The 22,134-nt window shown below is 63.0% G+C and carries 21 protein-coding genes; 6 read left to right on the plus strand and 15 right to left on the minus strand.

From position 1 onward, the window contains the following. Window positions 1–10: 10 nt before the first annotated feature. The 5 genes from NNA36_RS08490 to acs form a co-directional block, all read right to left on the minus strand. A complete protein-coding gene (locus tag NNA36_RS08490; protein WP_255106297.1) occupies window positions 11–1,837 on the minus strand; it encodes a DUF294 nucleotidyltransferase-like domain-containing protein in 1,827 nt (608 codons plus the stop codon). Between the two features lie 108 nt (window positions 1,838–1,945). After that, window positions 1,946–3,733, minus strand: a complete 1,788-nt coding sequence (locus NNA36_RS08495; RefSeq protein WP_255106300.1) for a sodium:solute symporter family protein — start codon at window positions 3,731–3,733, stop codon at window positions 1,946–1,948. Between the two features lie 15 nt (window positions 3,734–3,748). Further along, on the minus strand, window positions 3,749–4,006 hold the full coding sequence (locus tag NNA36_RS08500; protein ID WP_255106302.1) for a DUF4212 domain-containing protein: 258 nt from the start codon (window positions 4,004–4,006) through the stop codon (window positions 3,749–3,751). 76 nt (window positions 4,007–4,082) lie between these two features. Then, window positions 4,083–4,769 (minus strand): adenylate kinase, encoded by a 687-nt coding sequence (locus tag NNA36_RS08505; protein ID WP_255106303.1) that lies wholly within the window; start codon window positions 4,767–4,769, stop codon window positions 4,083–4,085. A 4-nt stretch (window positions 4,770–4,773) separates the two neighbouring features. Then, window positions 4,774–6,738 (minus strand): acetate--CoA ligase, encoded by a 1,965-nt coding sequence (gene acs / locus NNA36_RS08510; protein WP_255106305.1) that lies wholly within the window; start codon window positions 6,736–6,738, stop codon window positions 4,774–4,776. A gap of 467 nt (window positions 6,739–7,205) precedes the next feature. On the opposite strand from acs, the gene NNA36_RS08515 reads away from it, so the two are divergent. Next, window positions 7,206–8,324 (plus strand): anhydro-N-acetylmuramic acid kinase, encoded by a 1,119-nt coding sequence (locus tag NNA36_RS08515; RefSeq protein WP_255106307.1) that lies wholly within the window; start codon window positions 7,206–7,208, stop codon window positions 8,322–8,324. A gap of 79 nt (window positions 8,325–8,403) precedes the next feature. Here the strand turns inward: NNA36_RS08515 and NNA36_RS08520 are convergent, their stop codons facing one another. The 7 genes from NNA36_RS08520 to NNA36_RS08550 all read right to left on the minus strand — a co-directional run bounded on the left by NNA36_RS08520 (window position 8,404) and on the right by NNA36_RS08550 (window position 14,822). Continuing rightward, entirely contained in the window at window positions 8,404–8,826 is a 423-nt protein-coding gene (locus tag NNA36_RS08520) for a cupin domain-containing protein (protein ID WP_255106309.1), read from the minus strand. Continuing rightward, on the minus strand, window positions 8,823–9,713 hold the full coding sequence (locus NNA36_RS08525; RefSeq protein ID WP_255106311.1) for an alpha/beta hydrolase: 891 nt from the start codon (window positions 9,711–9,713) through the stop codon (window positions 8,823–8,825). Before NNA36_RS08525 ends, NNA36_RS08520 begins: the two co-directional genes overlap by 4 nt. Before the next feature lie 58 nt (window positions 9,714–9,771). Next, window positions 9,772–10,224, minus strand: a complete 453-nt coding sequence (locus NNA36_RS08530; RefSeq protein ID WP_255106313.1) for an MEKHLA domain-containing protein — start codon at window positions 10,222–10,224, stop codon at window positions 9,772–9,774. 44 nt (window positions 10,225–10,268) lie between these two features. Further along, on the minus strand, window positions 10,269–10,904 hold the full coding sequence (locus NNA36_RS08535; RefSeq protein ID WP_255106316.1) for a DUF2306 domain-containing protein: 636 nt from the start codon (window positions 10,902–10,904) through the stop codon (window positions 10,269–10,271). Between the two features lie 69 nt (window positions 10,905–10,973). Then, entirely contained in the window at window positions 10,974–12,248 is a 1,275-nt protein-coding gene (gene eno / locus NNA36_RS08540) for a phosphopyruvate hydratase (protein ID WP_255106319.1), read from the minus strand. A 210-nt stretch (window positions 12,249–12,458) separates the two neighbouring features. Continuing rightward, window positions 12,459–13,358, minus strand: coding sequence for a DMT family transporter (locus NNA36_RS08545; RefSeq protein ID WP_255106322.1), 900 nt, complete (start codon window positions 13,356–13,358; stop codon window positions 12,459–12,461). A gap of 156 nt (window positions 13,359–13,514) precedes the next feature. Beyond that, entirely contained in the window at window positions 13,515–14,822 is a 1,308-nt protein-coding gene (locus NNA36_RS08550) for an HlyC/CorC family transporter (protein WP_255106326.1), read from the minus strand. 70 nt (window positions 14,823–14,892) lie between these two features. Here NNA36_RS08550 and NNA36_RS08555 point away from each other — a divergent pair, with 70 nt between their 5' ends. Then, the gene (locus tag NNA36_RS08555; protein WP_255106328.1) at window positions 14,893–15,720 is read left to right on the plus strand and encodes a metallophosphoesterase; all 828 of its coding nucleotides are present in this window, start codon (window positions 14,893–14,895) and stop codon (window positions 15,718–15,720) included. Here the strand turns inward: NNA36_RS08555 and NNA36_RS08560 are convergent. Genes NNA36_RS08560 through NNA36_RS08570 form a run of 3 tightly spaced genes read right to left on the minus strand, consistent with a single transcriptional unit; the run spans window position 15,696 to window position 18,282 of the window. After that, complete coding sequence (locus tag NNA36_RS08560; RefSeq protein ID WP_255106330.1) at window positions 15,696–16,625, minus strand: site-specific tyrosine recombinase XerD; 930 nt, start codon at window positions 16,623–16,625, stop codon at window positions 15,696–15,698. The genes NNA36_RS08555 and NNA36_RS08560 overlap by 25 nt on opposite strands. Before the next feature lie 3 nt (window positions 16,626–16,628). Then, entirely contained in the window at window positions 16,629–18,134 is a 1,506-nt protein-coding gene (locus NNA36_RS08565) for a hypothetical protein (protein ID WP_255106332.1), read from the minus strand. Beyond that, window positions 18,124–18,282 (minus strand): hypothetical protein, encoded by a 159-nt coding sequence (locus tag NNA36_RS08570; RefSeq protein ID WP_255106334.1) that lies wholly within the window; start codon window positions 18,280–18,282, stop codon window positions 18,124–18,126. Before NNA36_RS08570 ends, NNA36_RS08565 begins: the two co-directional genes overlap by 11 nt. A 124-nt stretch (window positions 18,283–18,406) precedes the next feature. Between NNA36_RS08570 and NNA36_RS08575 the strand changes: the two genes are divergently transcribed. The 4 genes from NNA36_RS08575 to trpB all read left to right on the plus strand — a co-directional run bounded on the left by NNA36_RS08575 (window position 18,407) and on the right by trpB (window position 22,128). Beyond that, window positions 18,407–18,955 (plus strand): shikimate kinase, encoded by a 549-nt coding sequence (locus tag NNA36_RS08575; protein ID WP_255106336.1) that lies wholly within the window; start codon window positions 18,407–18,409, stop codon window positions 18,953–18,955. Continuing rightward, window positions 18,952–20,064 (plus strand): 3-dehydroquinate synthase, encoded by a 1,113-nt coding sequence (gene aroB / locus NNA36_RS08580; RefSeq protein ID WP_255106338.1) that lies wholly within the window; start codon window positions 18,952–18,954, stop codon window positions 20,062–20,064. Before NNA36_RS08575 ends, aroB begins: the two co-directional genes overlap by 4 nt. Before the next feature lie 4 nt (window positions 20,065–20,068). After that, window positions 20,069–20,812 (plus strand): aspartate/glutamate racemase family protein, encoded by a 744-nt coding sequence (locus tag NNA36_RS08585; RefSeq protein ID WP_255106340.1) that lies wholly within the window; start codon window positions 20,069–20,071, stop codon window positions 20,810–20,812. 110 nt (window positions 20,813–20,922) lie between these two features. Then, window positions 20,923–22,128 carry a tryptophan synthase subunit beta gene (gene trpB / locus NNA36_RS08590; RefSeq protein WP_255106342.1) on the plus strand — a complete coding sequence of 402 codons (1,206 nt, stop codon included), beginning with the start codon at window positions 20,923–20,925 and terminating at the stop codon, window positions 22,126–22,128. The last annotated feature ends 6 nt before the right edge of the window (window positions 22,129–22,134 follow it).

Here is a 22,134-nt window from a genome sequence, read left to right on the forward strand (position 1 = left end):
GTCATCTTTGTTAGCCCAGCATACCGCGGCCGTGGCCGATGGCGGATTGCAGGGATTTCACCACGACGAATGCGTCGCGCAGGTGGCTGCGTTCGAAATCCGAAAGTTCGGCGGGCAGCAGGTAATTGTCGGGCGCAAGGCCGTTCTTGACGCGCTCGGCCTGGTGCAGCAGGCGGGTCTCGGCGATCAGGTCGTAGGCGTCCAGAAGATCACGGGCACCGGACGAACTTAGCACGCCGGAATGTTCGGCGGCTTCGAGACGGGCGCGGGTGTTGACCTCGGTCAGCTGGCCCTGAAGCGCGTAGATGCGGCCAAGATCGACGATCGGCACAACGCCGTTGTGTTTCATGTCGAGTTGGTTCTTGTGTTCGCCCGAACGGATGGTGGCGAAGCCACGCAAGAGACCCAGCGGCGGTTGGTGCTTGAGCGAGTTGGAAATCATGTGGGCCACGAAGATCGAGTTCTTCGAGGCGGCGGCGAGGGTGTCTTCCTGAAGGTCTTCGAACAGGTGACGGTGGCCGCCGATGGGACGCAGGTCGAACATGACCGAGGCCAGCATCTGGGCTTCGGGATCGGGTTTGTTGATCCACTTGTCGAAGTAGCCTTTCCAGACCTTGAGCGGCTGGCACCAGCGCGGGTTGGTCGCCATCATGTCGCCGGGGCAGTAGACATATCCGCAGGTGTTGAGGCCGTCGCAGACGAAGGTGGCGAGATCGGCGAAATAGGCCATGTCGGCTTCGGTGGCGCTGTCATGCAGGACGATGCAGTTGTCCTGATCGCTGACGCCGGTCTGTTCCTGACGCCCCTGCGAACCGCAGGCCAGCCAGAGGTAGGGCACGGGGGCGGGGCCGAGTTTTTGTTCACCCAGGGCCAGAAGGCGGCGGGTGGCGGTGTCGGCGATATCGGTGATCAGGCGGGTGACGACCTCGTGGCGGTTGCCGCCAGCAACCAGTTGCACCAGCAGTTGCGGGATGCGGTCGGTGACCTTGGCCATCTCTTCTGCGGTGTCGGCATGGGCGATTTCACTGACCAGTTCGGCCGAACTGACGGCCTGAAAGCGGGTCAGGTCGGTTTGAGTGACAATGCCAACCAGTTTGCCCGCCTCGACGATCGGGATGTGGCCGATCTTCATCTCCATCATGGCGTGCAGCACGTCCGAGCCTATGGCGGTGGGCGCAAGCGTGACGGGGTTACGGGTCATGACATCCGAAATCGGGGTGGTGACGGGCAGGGCCTTGGCCAGCACCTTACCCGACAGGTCGCGGGTGGTGAGAATGCCGGTGAGTGCGTCGCCTTCGGCGCTGATGCAGAGCGAGGAAATGCCCTTGTCGCGCATCAGGATAGCGGCGTCCTGTACGGTGGCATCGGGGGGGCAGGTGACTGGGCTGTGGGCCATCAGGGTTTCAACGCGGCTGGTGGCCAGATCGTTGCCGCGGGGTTTTTCGATGCGGGTGCGGTCAAAGAACTTGCGGGCAACCTCGTGGTCCTCGATCAGCTTGTAGAAGGGGATCGGGGGCAGCACCAGGAGGATGGAGTGTTCATCGGCGCGGGCGCTGGTGACGGAGATGCCGTCGCGCAGGAGGCCGCGTTCGCCAAAGGAGTTGCGGATGCCGAGGTGCGAGACCACCACGTCGTTTTCATCCGAGACCTCGATCTGGCCTTCGTAGACCAGAAACAGGCCGGGGAGCTTTTCGCCAAGGTCATAAACCGAAAAGCCTTTTTCGATTTCCCAGGCTTCGAACAGGGGCGTGTATTCCTCGAGAACCTCGGGGGCGAGGGCGTCGTAGGGGTGAACCGATTTCAGGAAACGCAGGATCTGTTCTTGGGTGAGAGGCATGGGAATCGACCTTGGAGGAGAAATAAAAAAGTCCTGTCCGATATGAACCGGACAGGACCAAATTTAAAGATGGCGGGCAGTCGCAGGGGACTGCCCGACCAGAGCCTCTTAGTGACCTGCGGCGGCTGCGCCTGCACCTTTCGGGATGCGGACGTTTTCGACCAGTTCGTCGATTTCGGCCGGGATCGGATCGGTCGACTTCGAGACCATGAAGGCAACTGCGAAGTTGATCATTGCACCGATTGCACCGAAGGAGGTCGACTTGATGGTGCCGAGCAGCGGGTCAGCATCCGAGAACGAGTTGGTACCCGGGATGAAGAACCAGCCTTTGTGCAGGAAGATGTAGATCAGGGTTACGACCAGACCTGCCAGCATACCTGCAACGGCGCCTTTGTTGTTCACCTTGGTGAAGATACCCATCATCAGGGCCGGGAAGATCGACGCAGCGGCCAGACCGAATGCCAGAGCAACGGTTTGTGCGGCGAAGCCCGGAGGGTTCAGACCGAGGTAGGTCGCGACCGCGATAGCAACAGCCATCGAGATACGTGCCGACATCAGTTCGCCTTTTTCCGAGATGTTCGGGCTGATGGCGCCTTTGATGAGGTCGTGCGATACCGCCGACGAGATCGCGAGCAGGAGGCCTGCAGCGGTCGACAGAGCGGCAGCCAGACCACCAGCAGCAACCAGGGCGATCACCCAACCCGGCAGGTTGGCGATTTCCGGGTTGGCCAGAACCAGGATGTCGCGGTTGAACTTGACCAGTTCGTTCTCGCTACCCCAGCCAGCGGCTTCCATTTCGGCAACTTTGTCGGCGTTCTTGTCGTTGAAGTACGCGATTTTGCCGTCGCCGTTTTTGTCTTCCCAGTTCAGAAGACCGGTTTTCTGCCAGGTGGCCATCCAGTCATACTGAGCTTCGTCTTCCATCATCTGAACCGATACCGGTTCGGACGAGGTGCCGTTCGGCCACATCAGTTCTGAGATGTTCAGACGTGCCATTGCACCAACAGCCGGAGCGGTGAGGTACAGCAGGGCGATGAACACCAGGGTCCAGCCAGCCGACCAACGTGCGGCCGAAACGGTGGGAACGGTGAAGAAGCGCATGATGACGTGGGGCAGACCCGCGGTACCGATCATCAGCGACAGGGTGAACAGAACCATGTTCAGCGTGTCGGCGTGGTGTGCGGTATACTCGGCAAAGCCCAGCTCGGTCACGATTGCGTCCAGTTTCGCCAGCAGCGGTTCACCCGAAGCAGCGTGCTCGCCGAACAGGCCCAGGGCCGGGATCGGGTTGCCGGTCAGCTGCAGCGAGATGAAGATCGCCGGGATGGTGTAGGCGATGATCAGAACGCAGTACTGAGCAACCTGGGTGTAGGTCACACCCTTCATGCCGCCGAAAACGGCGTAGGCGAAAACAACACAGGCGCCGATCAGCAGACCGGTGGTGTTGTCAACTTCCAGGAAGCGGCCGAAGGCAACGCCAACACCGGTCATCTGGCCGATCACGTAGGTGGTCGAAGCCACGATCAGACAGATAACGGCCACCAGGCGTGCGGTGGGCGAGTAGAAGCGGTCGCCGATGAATTCCGAAACGGTGAATTTGCCGAACTTACGCAGGTACGGTGCCAGCATCAGAGCAAGCAGAACGTAACCACCGGTCCAGCCCATCAGGAACGACGAGTTGTCATAGCCGGTGAATGCGATCAGGCCCGCCATCGAGATGAACGACGCTGCCGACATCCAGTCAGCACCAGTTGCCATACCGTTGACGACGGGGTGAACACCCTGGCCAGCAGCATAGAATTCAGAAGTCGAGCCCGCGCGGGCCCATACGGCAATACCGATGTAGAGCGCAAAGCTCGCACCGATAAAGATCCAGTTAAGTACAAACTGATCCATTGTCCCTCAGTCCTCTTATTCTTCCACGCCGTGTTCGGCGTCGAGTTTGTTCATGCGCCAGGCGTAGAAGAAGATCAGCGCCAGGAAGACCAGGATCGAACCTTGCTGGGCAAACCAGAAGCCCAGGTCGGTTCCGCCGACGGCGATGCCGCTCAGCGCCGGGCGCAGCAGGATGCCGAACCCGAAAGAGACCAGCGCCCAGATAACGAGGCTGATCTGAATGATGCGAATATTGGCTTTCCAATAATCGTTGTTGGATGAGTTGTCGGCCATGATGGCTCCTCCCTCTTTTCCGTTTCCTCCGCAAAGAAACGCGGGGGACCAGCCCCGCGTTCTTTACACTTCCCCTTTACGCGGTTGCCTTTTCGACAATCGCGCTCAGATTGCCTGCGATTACAGCGATGTCGCCCATGGCGTCGGTGCGTTGCAGGCTGCCCTTGCCGTCATAGTAGGCAATGAGCGGTGCCGTCTGCGCGTGGTAGGCCTCAAGTCTGCTTGCCACGGTTTCGGCGTTATCGTCGGCGCGGCGTTTCATTTCCGTGCCTCCGCATTTGTCGCAGACGCCGTCGACGGCGGGCTGCTTGAATTCATCGTGATAGCCTTCGCCGCAACCGGCGCAGGTGTAACGGCCCGAGATGCGGGTCACCATTGCGGCGTCCTCGACCTCGAGGCTGATGGCGGCGTTGATCTTCTGGCCGCTTTCCGCCAGCAGATCGTCCAGCGCGCTTGCCTGTACGGTGGTGCGCGGGAAGCCGTCGAGGATCACGCCCTTGGCGCAGTCCTCATCGGCAAGGCGATCACGCAGGATGTTGATCACGATTTCGTCGCTGACCAAATCCCCGGCTTCCATCACGGCCTTGGCGGCCAGACCGGCTTCGGTACCCGCAGCAACGGCTGCGCGCAGAAGATCGCCGGTGGAGAGCTGAACCAGCCCGAATTTCTCTTCGAGCATACGGGCCTGGGTGCCTTTCCCGGCCCCCGGAGGGCCGAGAAGGATCAGAACCGGGGCGGTCGATGCGGTGGTTGCTCCGTCCATCGAATTAACCCTTGTTCATGCGGTTTTCGATCAGGTCGTCCACGACCGACGGATCAGCGAGGGTCGAGGTGTCGCCCAGCGAGCCATAGTCGTTTTCGGCGATCTTGCGCAGGATGCGGCGCATGATCTTGCCCGAACGGGTTTTCGGCAGGCCGGGGGCCCACTGGATGAGGTCGGGCGATGCGATCGGGCCGATCTCGGTGCGGACCCAGGTGCGCAGTTCCTTGCGCAGCTCTTCCGACGGTTCCTGGTCGTTCATCAGGGTGACGTAGCAGTAGATGCCCTGACCCTTGATGTCGTGCGGGTAGCCCACAACGGCGGCCTCGGCCACGGCGGCGTGTGCAACAAGTGCGCTTTCCACTTCGGCGGTGCCCATGCGGTGGCCCGAAACGTTGATCACGTCGTCGACGCGGCCGGTGATCCAGTAGTCACCGCCTTCGTCACGGCGGCAGCCGTCACCCGCGAAGTAGTAGTTCTTGTAGTCCGAGAAGTAGGTTTTTTCGAAACGCTCGTGGTCGCCCCAGACGGTACGCATTTGCGACGGCCAGCTGTCGCCGATGCACAGAACGCCTTCGACGCCGTTGCCGGTGATTTCTTCACCCGAGTGCGGGTCAAGAACAACCGGCTTGATGCCGAAGAAGGGCTTCATGGCCGAACCCGGCTTGGTCGCGTGTGCGCCCGGCAGCGGGGTCATCATGTGGCCACCGGTTTCAGTCTGCCACCAGGTGTCAACGATCGGGCATTTGCCCTTGCCGACAACGTCGTTGTACCAGTTCCAGGCTTCCGGGTTGATCGGCTCACCCACGGTGCCGAGGACGCGCAGGTCGGAGAGGTCGCATTTCTCGACGTACTCGTTGCCCTGGCCCATCAGGGCGCGGATGGCGGTGGGGGCGGTGTAGAACTGGTTGACCTTGTGCTTTTCGCAAACCTGCCAGAAGCGCGAGGCGTCGGGGTAGGTCGGAACACCTTCGAACATGACGGTGGTCGCGCCGTTGGCCAGCGGGCCGTAGACGATGTAGCTGTGGCCGGTGACCCAGCCCACGTCAGCGGTACACCAGAAGATGTCGCCTTCGTGGTAGTCGAAGGTGTACTGGTGGGTCATCGAGGCAAAGACGAGATAGCCGCCCGAGCAGTGAACAACGCCCTTGGGCTGACCGGTCGAACCCGAGGTGTAGAGGATGAACAGCGGGTCTTCGGCGTTCATCTCGGCGGGCTTGCAGTAATCGTCTGCTTCCAGCGCCATTTCGTTGTAGTCGAAGTCACGGCCGTCGATCCAGGTGGTCTGGTCGCCGGTGCGCTTGACCACGAGGCATTTCACGGTGTCCTTGCAGTGCAGGAGGGCTGCGTCTGCGTTCGACTTCAGCGCGGTCTTGCGGCCACCGCGCGGTGCGGTGTCTGCGGTGATGACCACCTTGGCGTCACAGCCGTTGACACGGGCAGCGAGAGCGTCGGGCGAGAACCCCGCGAAAACGATCGAGTGGATCGCGCCGATACGGGCACAGGCCAGCATCGCGTAGGCGGCTTCGGGGATCATCGGGAGGTAGATGATAACGCGGTCGCCTTTGCGCACGCCCATGTCTTCCAGGATGTTGGCCATCTTGCAGACCGACACGTGCAGCTGTTTGTAGGTGATGTGCTGGGCTTCTTCGTTCGGATCATCCGGTTCGAAGATGATGGCGGTCTGGTCGCCACGGGTTTCAAGGTGGCGGTCGATACAGTTGGCGGCGACGTTCAGGGTGCCGTCTTCGAACCACTTGATGTCGATGTTGCCGGGGGCAAAGGACGTGTTCTTGACCTTGGTGAAGGGCTTGATCCAGTCGACGCGCTTGCCGTGCTCGGCCCAGAACGCTTCGGGATCTGCCATCGAGGCCGCGTACATTTCATTGTATTTCGCTTCATCCGCATGGGCACGCGCGATCATTTCGGCGGATGGCGGATAGGTGGGGTTTGCGGTGGCTTCAGACGACATCGAGGCTCCTCCCTCTGGTGTTGACAAATGGCTTTAACCTGCCGGAACGCAGGATGATCCTCCTTTATCCGGCGTTGCTTGGGATCATACCCAAGACTGAAAATTATGAAATAAGTAGCCGAAAGCTAAGGAAGTTTTTGTGAAGACTTTTCCAGACGGCCTGTCGAAGTTGTAAATATTTTGCCAGAATTTGTAAAAACCCCTGCAAAAGCAAGCGATTGAGAGTCAACGGTGTTTTGAAAAGGCGTTTACTGACCCTTGAAAACGGGGGATTGCGGCCTAATACCCAATTCTACCGAGGTGTGACAAATCGTTCATCGTGAATATTTGCGCTGCAAGGCCGGCAAGAAACGCGGCATTGGGAATCGTTGCACGGGCGATGGACCGAGCACGGGGCTTGCAGTATCACTGGACCCGGAGCATCCGCCGGAACGGATGTGCAGAATGTCATGCAAAAGGGCAGGGCCATGAAGACGGTCGTATCAGGCAAAAAGGCGAATTTCGGGATCATGCGCGCGCTTGGCGCAATGTCGGGCACCTCGCTTGACGGGGTCGATGCGGCGGTGGTCGAGACCGATGGCCTGCGCATTGTGGGGTTCGGGGCACAGGACTACCGCGCCTACAGTCAGGAAGAACGGGACGTGCTGACCGCGGCCTTGGGGACGTGGGGCGGCGGAGCGGCAGACAAGGCGGCTCGGATTGTCGAAGCGGCGCATATCGAGGTATTGAGAGGGTTCGAAGATGTGGACCTGATCGGGTTTCACGGTCAGACCCTTGCGCATGAGCCGCGCGGGCGCGGGACCTGCCAGGTGGGCGATGGTCAGGCGCTGGCCGAGGCGCTGGGGCGTCCGGTGGTCTGGGATTTCCGCTCGTCCGATGTGCAGCTTGGCGGTGAGGGTGCGCCGCTGGCGCCGTTTTTCCATTTCGCCTGTGCCAAGTGGATCGGGGCCGAGCGTCCCTTGTGTTTCCTGAACCTTGGCGGGGTTGGCAATATTACGTGGGTTGATCCGCGCAAGGCGGCGCCGGAAGAGGATGGCGCGCTTTTGGCATTTGACACGGGGCCTGCCAATGCGCCGGTCAACGACCTGATGCGCGAGCGGCTGGGTCTGGACTGTGACCGCGACGGGGCGGTGGCGATGGAGGGCGAGGTGGAGACCGGGGCGCTGGAACTGTTCCTTGCCGAGCCTTACTTTACGCGGATGCCGCCCAAGTCGCTTGACCGCAACGACTTTGCCGAGATGGTGGGGCTGGTGCGCGAATTGTCGGATGCGGATGCGGCAGCCACCCTGACGGCGATGTGTGCCGCCGGTGTCGCGGCGGGCATGGCGCATTGTCCGGAGCCGCCGGAAAAGGTGCTTGTCACCGGGGGCGGGCGCAAGAACCCGGTGCTGATGGAAATGCTGCGGGTGTCGCTTGACTGTCCGGTTGAGCCGGTCGAGGAGGTCGGGCTGGATGGCGATATGCTGGAGGCGCAGGCCTTTGCCTATCTCGCGGTGCGGGTGGCGCGGGGGCTGCCGACCTCCTGTCCGGCGACCACGGGTGTGAGCGCGCTTGTCGGTGGCGGCGTGGTGAGCGATCCGGAGTAACGGAAGGTCAATAAGGGGCGCTGCCCCTCTTGCCCCGTGCGGGGCAATTCACCCCGGGGTATTTGGGCCAAGAAGAAATTCAGGGAATATCGAACCCCGGTGCGGCCAGGGTGAAGCCTTCGAACTGGAAGGCGGGGGATACGGTGCAACCCACCAATGTCCAGTCGCCGGTGGTTTCGGCCGATTGCCAGTGGTTTTCCGGCACGATGACCTGCGGGAGCTGACCTGCGGCGAGGTCGGGGCCTAAGCGGTGCACCTGTTTTGGACCTGCCTCGGTGGCGGCGAGGTGCAGGTTCAGCGGTGCGCCGGCGTAGTGGTGCCAGATCTCGGTGGCATCGACGCGGTGCCAATGGCTGCGTTCGCCGGATTTGAGCAGGAAATAGATCGCCGTGCCAGCGGGGCGCTGGCCGTCTTCGGCCTCGGCAATCCATGTCTGACGGTAGTGGCCGCCTTCGGGGTGCGGGGCGAGGTTCAGGTGGGCAATGATCTCATCAGCAGTCATGCCGCGACATTTGCCGAAGGGGACGGGGCTTGCAAGTGGGAAAGGGCCTCGAGCGCGAGGTCTGCCGCGACTGCCGGCACTTCGAGGGGGAAGAGGTGGCCTCGGTCGGGAAGGTGGGTGAAGGGGATGTCAGGGCGCACCTTTGCCAGCGCGGCAAGGCTTTCGGGGGGCACGAAGAGCGAGGGTTTGGCCGCGATGATGCGGGTTGGCACGGTGAGGGCCTTTAGGGCTGGCAGCGTGTGCGGTGGCGTGACGAAGTTGTGGCCCTCCCAGCGCGGCGAAAACCGCAGGGTGATGCCGTGGGTGTCTTCCTCGGTGATGTTGTCGACGAGGGTGGCGAGGGCGTCGTCGTCAAACCGCTTGTAGGCGGGGATGGCGCGCAGTTCGGCAAAGGCGGCGGCGCGGTCGGGCCAGTGGGCGCGGCGGTGGAAGGTGGCAGGCGCCGGGCCGAGGCGGCTGCGCAGGCCGTAGGGCAGGAGGCGCATCATGGTGGCGATGCGGCGGGTGGCGCCCGAGGGTTCGATCAGGACGAGGCCGCGAAACAGGTCGGGGCGTTTGACGGCGGCCATGGCGGTGGCGGCAGAGCCCATGGAATGCGCGACGGCAAGGATCGGGCCCAAGCCATTGGCATCAAGCCAGGCGATCAGGTCATCGGCGTATTGATCCCAGCCACGGTGGCGCAGCGGGTGTGGTTTGGAGGGCCAGAAGGGCCGCATCTCGAGCGCGTGGACATCGTATTTGGTGGCGAGGCTTTGCAGGAAGGGTTGGTAACAGGCCGGGCCAAAGCCGTTGGCGTGGTAGAAATGCAGGGCAGGCCCATCGCCCGGAAAATGCAGGGCGCTGGCGGTGTGGCTGCCGATGGGGGTGTGGGAAATGGAATAGGTCATCCGCGGGACGGTAGGCCGGGACACGCGGGGGGCAAACCCTGACGTTGCGTGAGGGGCGTCAGAGGGGGCGCACATCCCTGAAGGTGGCGGCTTCGCCCAGTTTGGCGCCCGTGGCGTCGGTCAGGGGCCAGATGATGGCGTTGCGGATTTCGAACCGCCTGCCGCTGGCGGAGACGCGGATGCCGGCATAGTTCTCGATGAAACCTTTCTCGCGCATCTGGGCAAACATGGCGTCCCGCTGGCCGCGTTCGGCCGGTTCGGCGGTGCGCCGAGAGGGCATGGAGGTGAGTGTCTGCCAGTCCATCTCCCACAGGTGCTGGGCCGCGAGGTTGCCGTAGGTCAGGACCGGATCGTCGGCGGTGTTGTGCGACAGGATCGGAAAGGGCGCGTGGTAGAGGGCTTTGGCGGTGTCGGGGTCATGCAGCGGACGGCCAAGCAGGCGCGCGAAGGTGGTGGCCAGGAGGGTGGCGTGGGCAGGTTGGTAGGCGTTTTTGGGGGAGGGGGCGTGCATGGAAGTTGGCTGGTCTGGATCGTGGAAGCAGTATCTGGTGCGGGTCAGCGCGTGACGGTTGGTGGTCTTGGCCGCAGAAACGGTGACGGGTCGATCAGGGCGAGGGCTGCGAGGTTGGTTGCCAGACCAAGTGCAGAGGCGATGGTGAAGCTTTGTTCAAAGGGAATGGAGAACAGGGCGTCGGCGGCAAAGATGTAGAGGCGCGCTGTCGACACTGTAAGCCCGAGGGCAAAGGCGAGGCGCATCAGGCGTTGGTGTCGGGCGAACCGGCGTCGTTTTGCAGAGTTCAGCGCAAGAAGCATGGCCGCGATCATGCCAAGGCAGATCGCCCAGGTGACGATCTGGGTGAGCAGACCGCCGAGGGCGGGGAAGACCAGAACCATATACATGACGCCAAGGCTCGAGGTGATGCCTGTCGCGATGAAGGTACGGCCGGCGAGACGGTGCAGTTGGGGTGTTTTGCGGCGCAACCCGGGGTGAAACTGCAGCGGGGCAATGAGGAAAAAGATCAGTCCGGGCAGAAGGTGGAACGTCGTGGCGATCGGGTGTGCGGCGTAACGCTGATCGACGAGAGGCAGGGCGTCATGGCTCTGCCAGACAAAGAGTAGCCGGTCGATGCTGTCACGCAGGACTGGCCAGGAAAGACCGTAGAGCAAGAGTGTTGTGATCGTGGAGCGCACGTAGGCCCCTGTATTCGAAACGAGCAGGCGAAAGAAAGCCCCGCCGGTAGGGCGGGGCTTTGAAATGGTTTACTTCAGGATCGAGCGGCCTGCGTATTCGGCGGTTTCGCCGAGCAGTTCTTCGATGCGGATCAGCTGGTTGTATTTCGCGAGCCGGTCGGAACGCGCCAGCGAGCCGGTTTTGATCTGGCCGCAGTTGGTGGCAACCGCGAGATCGGCGATGGTGGCGTCTTCGGTTTCGCCCGAGCGGTGCGACATCACGTTGGTGTAGCGGGCGCGGTGGGCCATGTCGACGGCCTTGAGGGTCTCGGTCAGCGAGCCGATCTGGTTCACCTTGACCAGCATCGAGTTGGCAACACCCTGGGCGATGCCGTCGGCGAGGCGGGCCGGGTTGGTCACGAAGAGATCGTCCCCGACCAGCTGGACCTTGTCGCCGATCATGTCGGTCAGGATTTTCCAGCCTTCCCAGTCGTCTTCGTCCATGCCGTCTTCGATCGAGATGATCGGGTAGTCGTTGCAGAGATCGGCGAGGTACTGGGCGTTTTCGGCCGAGGTCAGCGATTTGCCTTCGCCTTTCAGCTCGTATTTGCCGTCCTTGTAGTATTCCGAGGAGGCGCAATCGAGGGCGAGGTAGATGTCTTCACCCAGCTTGTAGCCGGCTTTTTCGACCGAGGTCTTGATGAAGTCGAGCGCGTCGCGGGTCGAGGCGATGTTGGGGGCAAAGCCGCCTTCGTCACCGATGCCGGTCGACAGGCCTGCGGCGGAGAGTTCTTTTTTCAGGGTGTGGAAGACTTCGGCGCCCATGCGCACGGCTTCTTTGATGTTGGCAGCCGACACAGGCATGATCATGAATTCCTGGATGTCGATCGGGTTGTCGGCGTGTTCGCCGCCGTTGATGATGTTCATCATCGGCACCGGCAGGATGCGGGCCGAGGTGCCGCCAACGTAGCGGAACAGGGGCTGGGCGGTGAAATCGGCTGCGGCCTTGGCCACGGCCAGCGAGACGCCGAGGATGGCATTGGCGCCGAGGCGGCCCTTGTTCGGGGTGCCGTCGAGTTCGATCATGGCCTCGTCGATGGCAACCTGTTCGGTCACGTCAAAGCCGACCAGCGCCTCGGCGATTTCGCCGTTGACGGCGGCCACGGCTTCGAGAACGCCTTTGCCGAGATAGCGGTCCTTGTCGCCATCGCGCTTTTCCACGGCTTCGTGGGCCCCGGTCGAGGCGCCCGAGGGCACGGCGGCGCGGCCCATGGTGCCGTCTTCGAGGATCACGTCGACTTCGACGGTGGGGTTGCCACGGCTGTCGAGGATTTCGCGGGCGTGGATGTCGATAATGGTGCTCATCGGGACTCTACTTCCTTGGGAATATGGTCGTTTGCGCGTTTCATAGCAGGGGCGTGGCGAATGTAAACGGCCTGAGCGCAGGGATGCGGCAGGTTAGCGCGAACAGCGACATGTTGGCCCCTGTGGCGGGGTGGGCAGGGGCGCTGCCCCTCTGGGTCCGGCGGGGCCGGCCCCATTCACCCCGAAGTATTTCGGGTGCATTGAAGCGGATCAGTCCTGCGGGAACTCGGCCTGTGGTTCGGCGACGGGGCGCGAGAGACGACGTTCGCGCAGGAAGGTGTAGAGGCCGGTGGCGATGATCAGACCGGAGCCGAGCAGGGTGGGAAGGTCGGGGCGTTCGGAGAAGACGAAGACACCGACCAGCATGGAGAAGACCAGCCGGGTGTAGCGGAAGGGGGCGACAACCGAGGCTTCGCCCACGCGCATGGCGATGACGATGCCGAGATAGCCGAGGGCACCGAAGACGATGGCGCCTGCGAACATGCCGGATTGTGCGCTGTCGATGGCGGCAAGGGGCGTGCCGGTGAAGGCCAGCATCAGCCCGCCCGCGATGATCAGCGAGGCAAAGCCCTGGAAGGAGACGACGTAGGAGGAGACGGCGGCATCGATGCGGCGGGTGATGAGATCGCGGGCCACCACGGCGACCACGGCAACGAGGACAAGGAGGGTCGCGGGCTGGAAGCCTTCGAAGCCGGGGCGGATGATCATCAGGACGCCGATAAAGCCGATGCCGATCGCGCTCCAGCGCCGCCAGCCGACCTGTTCGCCGAGGAAGAGGGCCGCGCCCATGGTAAGGACCAGCGGCAGGGCCTGGAAGACGGCGGCGACGGTGGAGATGTCGACCAGTGCCAGGGCCGAGGCAAAGAACATCGCGGCAAAGCCTTCGCTGGCGGCCCGCCACAGGAGGGGGGCACGCCAGGCGGCGCGGGCAAAGAGGTTCTGGCCCTTGAGAGTGGCGGTGATGGCGAAGATCAGCGAGGAGCCGATGCCGAGGCCGATCAGGATCTGGCCGGTGGCCAGCGACGACGACAGGGCCTTGATGAACATGTCTTCAAGGGTAAAGCCCGCCATGGCGAGGACGATGAGAAGGATGCCCTGGACGTTGTTCATGAAATGGCCTGCAAAAGAGTTCGCGTGTTAACGACCAGAAGCGACAAATCCGGGCATGGCGCAAGCGTATTTGCGACATTGCGCCATGGGATTTTGTGAGGCCACGTATCACGGGGCGTGATGGCAGGGCGCAGTACATGCGCCGTGCTGATGGTGTCAGAGCGGGCGGATCTTGAGGCTTGTGATGCGGTTGGCCTCGCGGTCCATGACCTCGAAGCGGAAGCCGTGGAACGAGAAGACCTGGCCGACGGTGGGGATCATCTGGGCCTCGTGGATCACCAGACCGGCGATGGTGTTGGCCTCGTCATCCGGCAGCGCCCAGTCGGTTGCGCGGTTCAGGTCGCGGATCGTCATCGCGCCGTCGATCAGGAACTGGCCGTCATCCGAGCGGGCGATTTCCGGCTCGTCGTCGATGTCGAATTCGTCGGTGATCTCGCCGACGATTTCCTCGAGGATGTCTTCGAGCGTGATCAGGCCCTGAAGCGAGCCGTATTCGTCGACCACCAGCGCAAAGTGCGAGTGGCGGCGCAGGAATTCGCGCATCTGGTCGTCGAGCGAGGTGGTCTCGGGGACGAAGTAGGGCTCTTTGGCGACCTCTGCGATGGCGAAGTCAGTGAGGCTTTCGAAGGCGCCTTCGGCGTTGGAAATCCGCTGGTAGAGGGCGCGGAACAGGTCTTTGGCATGGACCACGCCGATGATGTTCTCGGGGTCGTCCTTGAACACCGGCAGGCGGGTGTGGTTGCTTTCAAGACATTGGTTCAGGATCGCGGTGGCATCGTTGTCGGCGTCGATCATCTCGATGCCGGAACGGTGCAGCATGATTTCCTCGACGGCGCGGTCGGCAAGGTCCAGCGCGCCGAGAATGCGGTCGCGGTCTTCTTTCTCGACGATGCCTTCGGAGTGGCCGAGCTGGATCGCGCCGGCGATTTCCTCGCGCACGGCGAGGATGTGGCTGTCGGGGTCGATCTTGACGCCGACCACGCGCAGGACGCCGCGCACAAGAAGACGCACGGCGCTGACGATGGGGGCAAACAGGGTGACCAGCACGCCGATGGGGGCGGCGACGCGGGCGGCGGCGCCTTCGGGGTTCGAGATCGCGTAGGTCTTGGGCAGAACCTCGGCGAAGATCAGGACCAGGAGGGTCATGACGAGGGTGGCCAGCGCCACGCCGGATTCGCCAAAGGCGCGGGTGAAGATCGCGGTGGCGAGCGAGGCCGCGAGGATGTTGACCAGGTTGTTGCCCAGAAGCACCGAGCCGATCAGGCGTTCATTGTCCTCGGTGATACGCAGGGCGCGGGCGGCGCCGCGGTTGCCCTTGTCGGCCTGCGTGCGCAGCTTGCCGCGCGACGCGGCGGTCAGCGCGGTTTCCGAGCCGGAGAAGAACCCGGACAGCACCAGCAGCCCCAGAATGGCGCCTGCGGTGATCCAGAACCCTGCATCCAATGACGATGTCGTGACTTCCATTTTCGGTGTCTATCCTCTTAGGTCACTTGGGTTATGGGGCGCGGGCGGCGCGCAATCAAGGGATCAGCGGATGAGAATTGTCGATCTGGGTGTGCTTGAGGGGCCTGTACTGGTGTTTGGCGGGCCATATTCCAATTTGCAGGCGACCGAGGCGCTCATGTCCGAGGCGGTGCGGCGCGGTATTGCGCCCTCGCGGATGATCTGCACGGGGGATGTGGTGGCCTATTGCGCGGCCCCTGCGGAGACGGTGGCGCGGGTGCGCGAGAGTGGATGTGTCGTGGTGGCGGGGAACTGTGAAAAGCAGCTTGCGGCCAATGCCATGGACTGTGGCTGTGGATTTGAAGAGGGCACCGCCTGTGACCTGTTGTCGGCAGGGTGGTACGCCCATGCGGATCGCGAGATCGGGGCGGATGATCGTGCGTGGATGGCGGGGCTGCCGGATCTGGCGGTGTTTACGCATGAAGGCAAACGCTGGGCCGTGCTGCATGGCGGGATGAGCGACATCAGCCGGTTTCTCTGGAGTGTCTCGCAGGAGGCTGATTTTGCGGGAGAAATCGGATTGGTGCGCCGTGCCGTGGGGGATGTAGATGGCGTTCTTGCCGGGCATTGTGGCATTCCATTCCGGAGGGACGTGGCCGGTGTGGAGTGGGTGAATGCCGGGGTGATCGGGATGCCGCCGCATGATGGCGGGACGGCGACGCGTTATGCGGTGCTGGAGGGCGGAACGGTTGAATTCTGTACGCTGGCCTATGATGCAACGGCGGCGCGGGAGGCGATGGAAGCGGTGGGCCTGCGGCAGGGGTATCACGCGGCGCTGACCTCGGGGATCTGGCCGTCGGAGGATGTTCTGCCGCCTGTGTTACGACGGGCCGATCAGGTTTTGCCCGCCAGCGGGTGATGGGTCATCACCAGTTCGCGCAGGCGTTCATCAAGCACGTGGGTGTAGATTTCCGTGGTGGAAATGTCGGCGTGGCCCAGAAGGGTCTGGATCACCCGCAGGTCGGCACCGTTGGCCAGCAGGTGCGTGGCAAAGGCGTGGCGCAGCGTGTGTGGTGTGACCTTTTCAGGTGATACGCCACCATTCACCGCCAACTCTTTGATAAGCATGTAGAATCGGTGTCGAGTGAGATGGCCGGACTTCCCCCGTGACGGGAACAGGAAGCGGGATTTCGGGTGGCCTTTTTCGCGGGCGGCTTCCTCGGCCTCGTCGCGGGATTTGAGCCAGTCGGCAAGGGCCGCGCGGGCCGGTGGCGACAGGGGCACCATGCGTTCCTTGCTGCCTTTGCCCATGATCAACAGCATGTTGGGATCGCCGCGGGCGGCAGAGACCGGAAGAGAGACCAACTCCGTGACACGCATTCCGGTGGCGTAGAGCAGTTCCAGAAGACAGGTGTTGCGCAGGCGGTCTGACGGGGTGCGGCCAGAGGCGCGGGCGGCTTCAAGCAGGCGGTCGACCTCGGCTTCGTCGAGTGTTTTTGGCAGGCGTTTGTCGCGGCCCGGACCCTTGATCTGGATCGCCGGATTGCTGTCGCGCCAGCCTTCTTCAAAGGCGAAACGGTAAAGCTGTTTGATCGCGGAGAGGCGGCGGGCGCGGGTGGACTTGGCCAGGCCCTGGGCCTCGCAGTGGATCAGGTAGGTTTCGATATCGGAGCGGGTTGCTTCCGCGACGGAGACCTTGGTGTCATTGGCCCATGCGGCAAAGTTCTCAAGGTCGCGGCGGTAGCTGATCAGGGTGTTTTCCGAGGCGCCGAGCTCGGCGGATTGTGCTTCAAGAAAAAGCTCCAGCCAATTGTAAACGCTCATGTTTTACCCCCTGAAATCCAGAAGGGCGGCCTGGAGGGCGGCGCGGCGGGCGGTGTCTTCGAGACCAACCGCGCGGAAGATCGCCAGCGCATTGGTCAGGGCGGCAAGATCGCCGGAGGCGCCGGCCTCCATCTGGTCCATGGCGCGCAGGATGACCTCGCCCAGTTGGCCGCGCACAAGCATGGTCGAGATGTCCTGCGGCACGCCTGCGTCGTGGAAGGCATCGGCGATGGCGCGGTGCAGCGGGTTGGTCGGGGTGCGTGGCGGCGTGCCCATGGCGAGACCGGCAAGGAAATCGCGCGGGCCGGACTTGGCGGCCAGTTCATAGGCGGGCGACAGGAGGGCGACATCGCGGGCAAGGCGGGCGCTCACGCCGGTTAGTTTCAGGCGCAAGAGGCGTTCGCCGTAGAGGCGGGCGAAGGGCACCTCGAGATGCACCGACTGCATGGCGGACCAAGCCGACGGGAGGGTATCGGCCACGGCGTTGGCGTCCTGTGCCTCGATGGCGCGGTCGAAGGCCTGCACGGCGGCGACACGATCCCAGATCATGCCGGAGGCCGAGGGTTTGCCTTCGGAGTAGATGCCGAGCAACCGGTTGGCTGGCAAAGCGCCGGTGCGTGCCAGACGTTCTGCCGCATCGAGACGGGCCTTCCAGCCGGCGGTTTCACGCAGGTCCGCATGGGCAAAGGGGCGCGGCAGGCCGGTGGTGGGGCGAGCTTCGCCGATGGCTTCGTAGAGGCGGAAGGTCAGCGGGGTGATCGTGCCGGGGGCCACGTCGAGCGGGTCGCCTTCAAAGAGATCGGGATCGAGGAAACGGGCCAGAAGCGCGTCTTCCTCGGCGGTCAGAAGGCCCAGCGCATTGGCGGTGCCAAGGGTCAGGACGGCGGCCGTCCATTCGCCCGCGCGGGCAGTACAGAACACGCGGGTGGCATAGTTCGGCGCGAGGTGCGGGGATTTGGCAAGCTGCGCACAGGCGCGGTCTTCGCGCCCCAGAAGCAGCGTGATGTCGAGCCAGCGTTCGAACAGGGCGGGTGTATCGGGGCCTGCGCGGTCGATCAGCGCCTCGGCTTGATCCAATGCGCCCATTTCCATCAGCTTGTCGATGCGGGTGAGCAGCATGGCGTCTGGGCCGGCGGGATCGGTGGTCGGATTGGCCTCGGCCAGAAGCAGGGTGTAGAGCAGCGCCTGCGTTGCGGGCACGAGTTCGGGGCGCGCCCCGGCGATCAGGGCGCCAAGGCGGTCGGATTGGCTGTTCTGCCAGAGGGTCTGGGGCAGGCCGGTCATATGCGGCGGCAAGAGGCCCACGGCGTTGCGGCCGGGATCGTCCAGCGTGTCGACAGAGATGGTCGGCGTCTCGACACCGGCAGAGACCGGCGGTTCCTCGAGTTGAAGGGTGACGGTGGGGGTCTGGTTCAGCCAGTCGATGGCCGAGAGAGGTACGGGCTCTTGCGCCCAAAGCGATGTCGGCACGGCCAGTAGCAGCGCCGCGAGGGGTGCCCTAGTTGCCATTTGTCGGTGTCAGGGTCACGGGAACCCGGATTTCCTGTTGTGGTGCGCTGAAGTCAGCCCCGAGGATCGGCCCGACATAGGCGTAGCCGACAAGGCCGATCGCAGCCAAGGCGACCAGCAGGAAAAGGAAGAGGATCAGCTTGCCCATTGTAACCCCGTATGACTCTGCCTGTTTTTTTTGGAACTTATAACTGGCCTTTTCGGCAATATCACGTCATTCAGTGCCGAAAGATGAAATTTGGGCGAAGCTTGGCCTATCTGGGGCGTGACTGATGCGTTTGAAGCTTAAAAAGACAGTGGTTCTCGTGGGCATGATGGGGGCCGGGAAAACGGCTGTGGGGCGGGCTTTGGCAGCGCGTCTCGAGGTGCCTTTCCTGGATTCGGATGCGGAAATCGAAAAGGCGGCCAACATGAGCATCGCCGAGATTTTTGCCCGCGACGGCGAGCCGTTCTTCCGCCGCAAGGAGGCGCAGGTGATTGAACGCCTGCTGGACGAGGAACGCGGTATCCTGTCGACGGGGGGCGGGGCCTATCTTGCTGATGGCAACCGCACGGTGATTGGCGAAAAGGGCATCGCGGTCTGGCTGGATGCGGATCTTGAGCTGCTGTGGAACCGGGTCAAGCACAAGGACACGCGACCCCTGCTGCGCACCGCCGATCCCAAGGCGACGCTGACCGAGATTTTCGAGGCACGTGTGCCTGTTTATTCGCTGGCGGAACTGTCGGTGAAGGCGGACCCGTCCTATTCGATTGAAGAGATGGCCGAGAGGGTGGTGGATGCGCTGCTGACGCGGCCCGACGTACTGGAGACACTGGCATGATGGAAACCGTTCACGTGGGGCTGGGCGATCGCGCCTATGACATTCATATCGGCCCCGGCCTTCTGGCCCGTGCGGGCGAGCTGATCAAGCCGATGCTGAAACGCCCGCAGGTGCGGGTTGTGACCGACGAGAACGTGGCCGCGATTCACCTTGATGGCCTGCGTGCCGGACTGGCCGCGGCGGGTATCGAGATGGAGGCGCTGGTGCTGCCTGCGGGGGAAAGCACCAAGAGCTGGCCGCATTTCGAGCGCACGGTGGAATGGCTTCTGGAAGAGAAGGTCGAGCGGCGTGATCTTGTCGTGGCCTTTGGCGGTGGTGTGATCGGCGACCTGACCGGTTTTGCCGCGGCGGTGCTGCGTCGGGGTGTTGGGTTCGTGCAGATCCCGACCTCGCTTCTGGCGCAGGTCGACAGTTCGGTTGGCGGCAAGACCGGCATCAACTCGGCGCAGGGCAAGAACCTGATCGGGGCGTTCCACCAGCCATCGCTGGTTCTGGCGGACACCGAGGTATTGGGCACGCTGACGGCGCGGGATTTCCTTGCCGGTTATGGCGAGGTGGTGAAATACGGCCTGCTGGGCGATGCGGCGTTTTTCGAGTGGCTTGAGGCGCAGGGACCGGCGCTTGCATCGGGCGATATGACGGCACGGATCGCGGCGGTGAAACGCTCCTGCGAGATGAAGGCCGAGATCGTGGCACGCGACGAGACCGAGCAGGGGGATCGCGCGCTTTTGAACCTTGGTCATACCTTCTGTCACGCGCTGGAAGCGGCCACTGGATACGGGGATCGCCTGTTGCACGGCGAGGGGGTTGCGATTGGTTGTGCGCTGGCCTTTGAACTGAGCCACCGTCTTGGCCTGTGTTCGCAGGAAGAGCCGAGCCGCGTGCGCGCCCACCTTGCCGAGATGGGCATGAAGGTGGACCTTAGGGACATTGACGGTGATCTGCCGGATGCCGATGGCCTGCTGGACCTGATGGGGCAGGACAAGAAGGTTGTGGACGGGCAGTTGCGATTTATCCTCGCCAAGGGGATCGGCAAGGCTTTCGTGACATCGGACGTGCCGCGTGATGTGGTGAAGGGCCTGCTTGAGGACGAATTGAAGCGGCGGTGAGCGCATGGCCTACAGGGCGGAGTTCCTAGACGATATGGCCGGAGGGCGCCCCGTGATGGGGCTGCTGGTCTTGTCTTCGGATGAGGTTCTGGAACAGGACATGCGGGTTTTGTTGCCAGCCTCGGCGGTGGTGATGCACACATCGCGTGTCGAGAATTCGGACGAAATCACCGGCGATACGCTGGCGGCGATGGCAGAGACGCTGACACCGGCCGCGCGGGCCTTGCCACCTTCGGCGAGGTTTGACGTGATCGGCTATGGCTGTACCTCGGGAACGGCGGTGATCGGGTCTGACCGCGTGGCGGAACTGGTGCGTGCGGGTGCCAGGGTGGCGCAGGTGACCTCGCCCCTGGATGCGTTGCAGCGGGCCTGTGCGTCGCTTGGGGTTTCGCGGCTGGCGCTCTTGTCGCCCTATGTCGAAGAGGTCTCGGACCGGCTTCGACAGGCCATGGCGGCGCGGGGGCTTGAGACACCGGTGTTCGGCTCGTTCAACGAAAGCCGCGAGGAGGCGGTCGCGCGGATTTCCCCGGCTTCGATCATCGAGGCGGCTGTCGATCTGGGGCAGAGAGAGGTTGAGGCGGTGTTCATGTCCTGCACCAACCTGCCATCGCTTTCGGTGATCGAAGAGATCGAGGCGTTTATCGGAAAACCGGTGCTGTCGTCGAACCAGGTGCTGGCCTGGGACATGGCGCGGAGGGCGGGGATCACCTCCATGCCGGTGCCGGTCGGGCGGTTGCATCGCGCTTAGCGCAACTCGCTTTATTGTCCACTGGCGTTACCGCGTCAAAACGCCCTATCAAATCCGCGTAACATTTAGGCAAGTGTCGCCTTCAATACTGTTTTGAAGGAAGTGAACCCATGTCGTCCTATCTCAAGTCGCACCCGACCCGTGATGGTTTCTTTGGTGAATATGGCGGTGCCGAGTTGCCGCCGGTTCTGGAGCCACATTTCAAGGCGATCGGGGAGGCCTATGACAAGATTTCCAAGTCGGCCGAGTTCATTCGTGACCTGCGCTATGTGCGCAAGCATTTCCAGGGGCGTCCGACGCCGGTCTCGCATCTGAAGAACCTGAGCGACATGTGCGGCGGGGCGCAGATCTATGCCAAGCGCGAAGACCTGAACCATACCGGCGCGCACAAGCTGAACCACTGTATGGCCGAGGCGCTGCTGGCCAAGCACATGGGCAAGACCAAGCTGATGGCGGAAACCGGCGCGGGCCAGCATGGTGTGGCGCTGGCCACGGCGGCGGCTTATTTCGGCATGGAGTGCGAAATCCACATGGGCGAGATCGACATCGCCAAGGAAGCGCCGAACGTGACGCGGATGAAGCTTTTGGGGGCGGAGGTTGTGCCCGTGGGCTTTGGCGGGCGGTCGCTGAAAGAGGCGGTGGATTCGGCGTTCCAATCCTATGTGCCGCAGGCCGACACCGCGCTGTTTGCGATTGGTTCGGTCGTCGGGCCGCACCCGTTCCCGATGATGGTGCGCGATTTCCAGCACGTAGTGGGCATCGAGGCGCGCGAGCAGTTCATGGAAATGACCGGCCAGTTGCCGGACATGGTCGCGGCCTGCGTGGGCGGTGGTTCGAACGCGATGGGCCTGTTTGCGGGGTTCATCGACGACGCGGACGTGGCGCTTTACGGGGTTGAGCCGATGGGCACCTCGTCCAAGCTTGGCGATCACGCGGCGACCATCACCTATGGCGAGGATGGCGACATTCACGGCTTCCGCACCATGGTTCTGAAGGACGAAAACGGCGAGCCTGCACCGGTGCATACTGTGGCCTCGGGGCTGGATTATCCGGGTGTCGGACCCGAGCACGCCTATCTTTATCGTTCGGGCCGCGCCAACTATACGGCCGCGAACGACAAGGAGGCGCTGGATGCCTTCTATAAGCTCTCCAAGCACGAAGGCATCATCCCCGCGCTTGAAAGCGCCCATGCAGTGGCCTTTGCCATGCGCGAGGCGGCGAACAACCCGGGCAAGTCGATCCTGATCAACCTGTCGGGTCGCGGGGACAAGGACATCGACTATGTCACCGAAACCTATGGGTTCGGCGTCGAGTAAGCCCGT

It is taken from the genome of Shimia sp. CNT1-13L.2, assembly GCF_024331145.1.
In the GTDB taxonomy this organism is placed as follows: domain Bacteria; phylum Pseudomonadota; class Alphaproteobacteria; order Rhodobacterales; family Rhodobacteraceae; genus Shimia.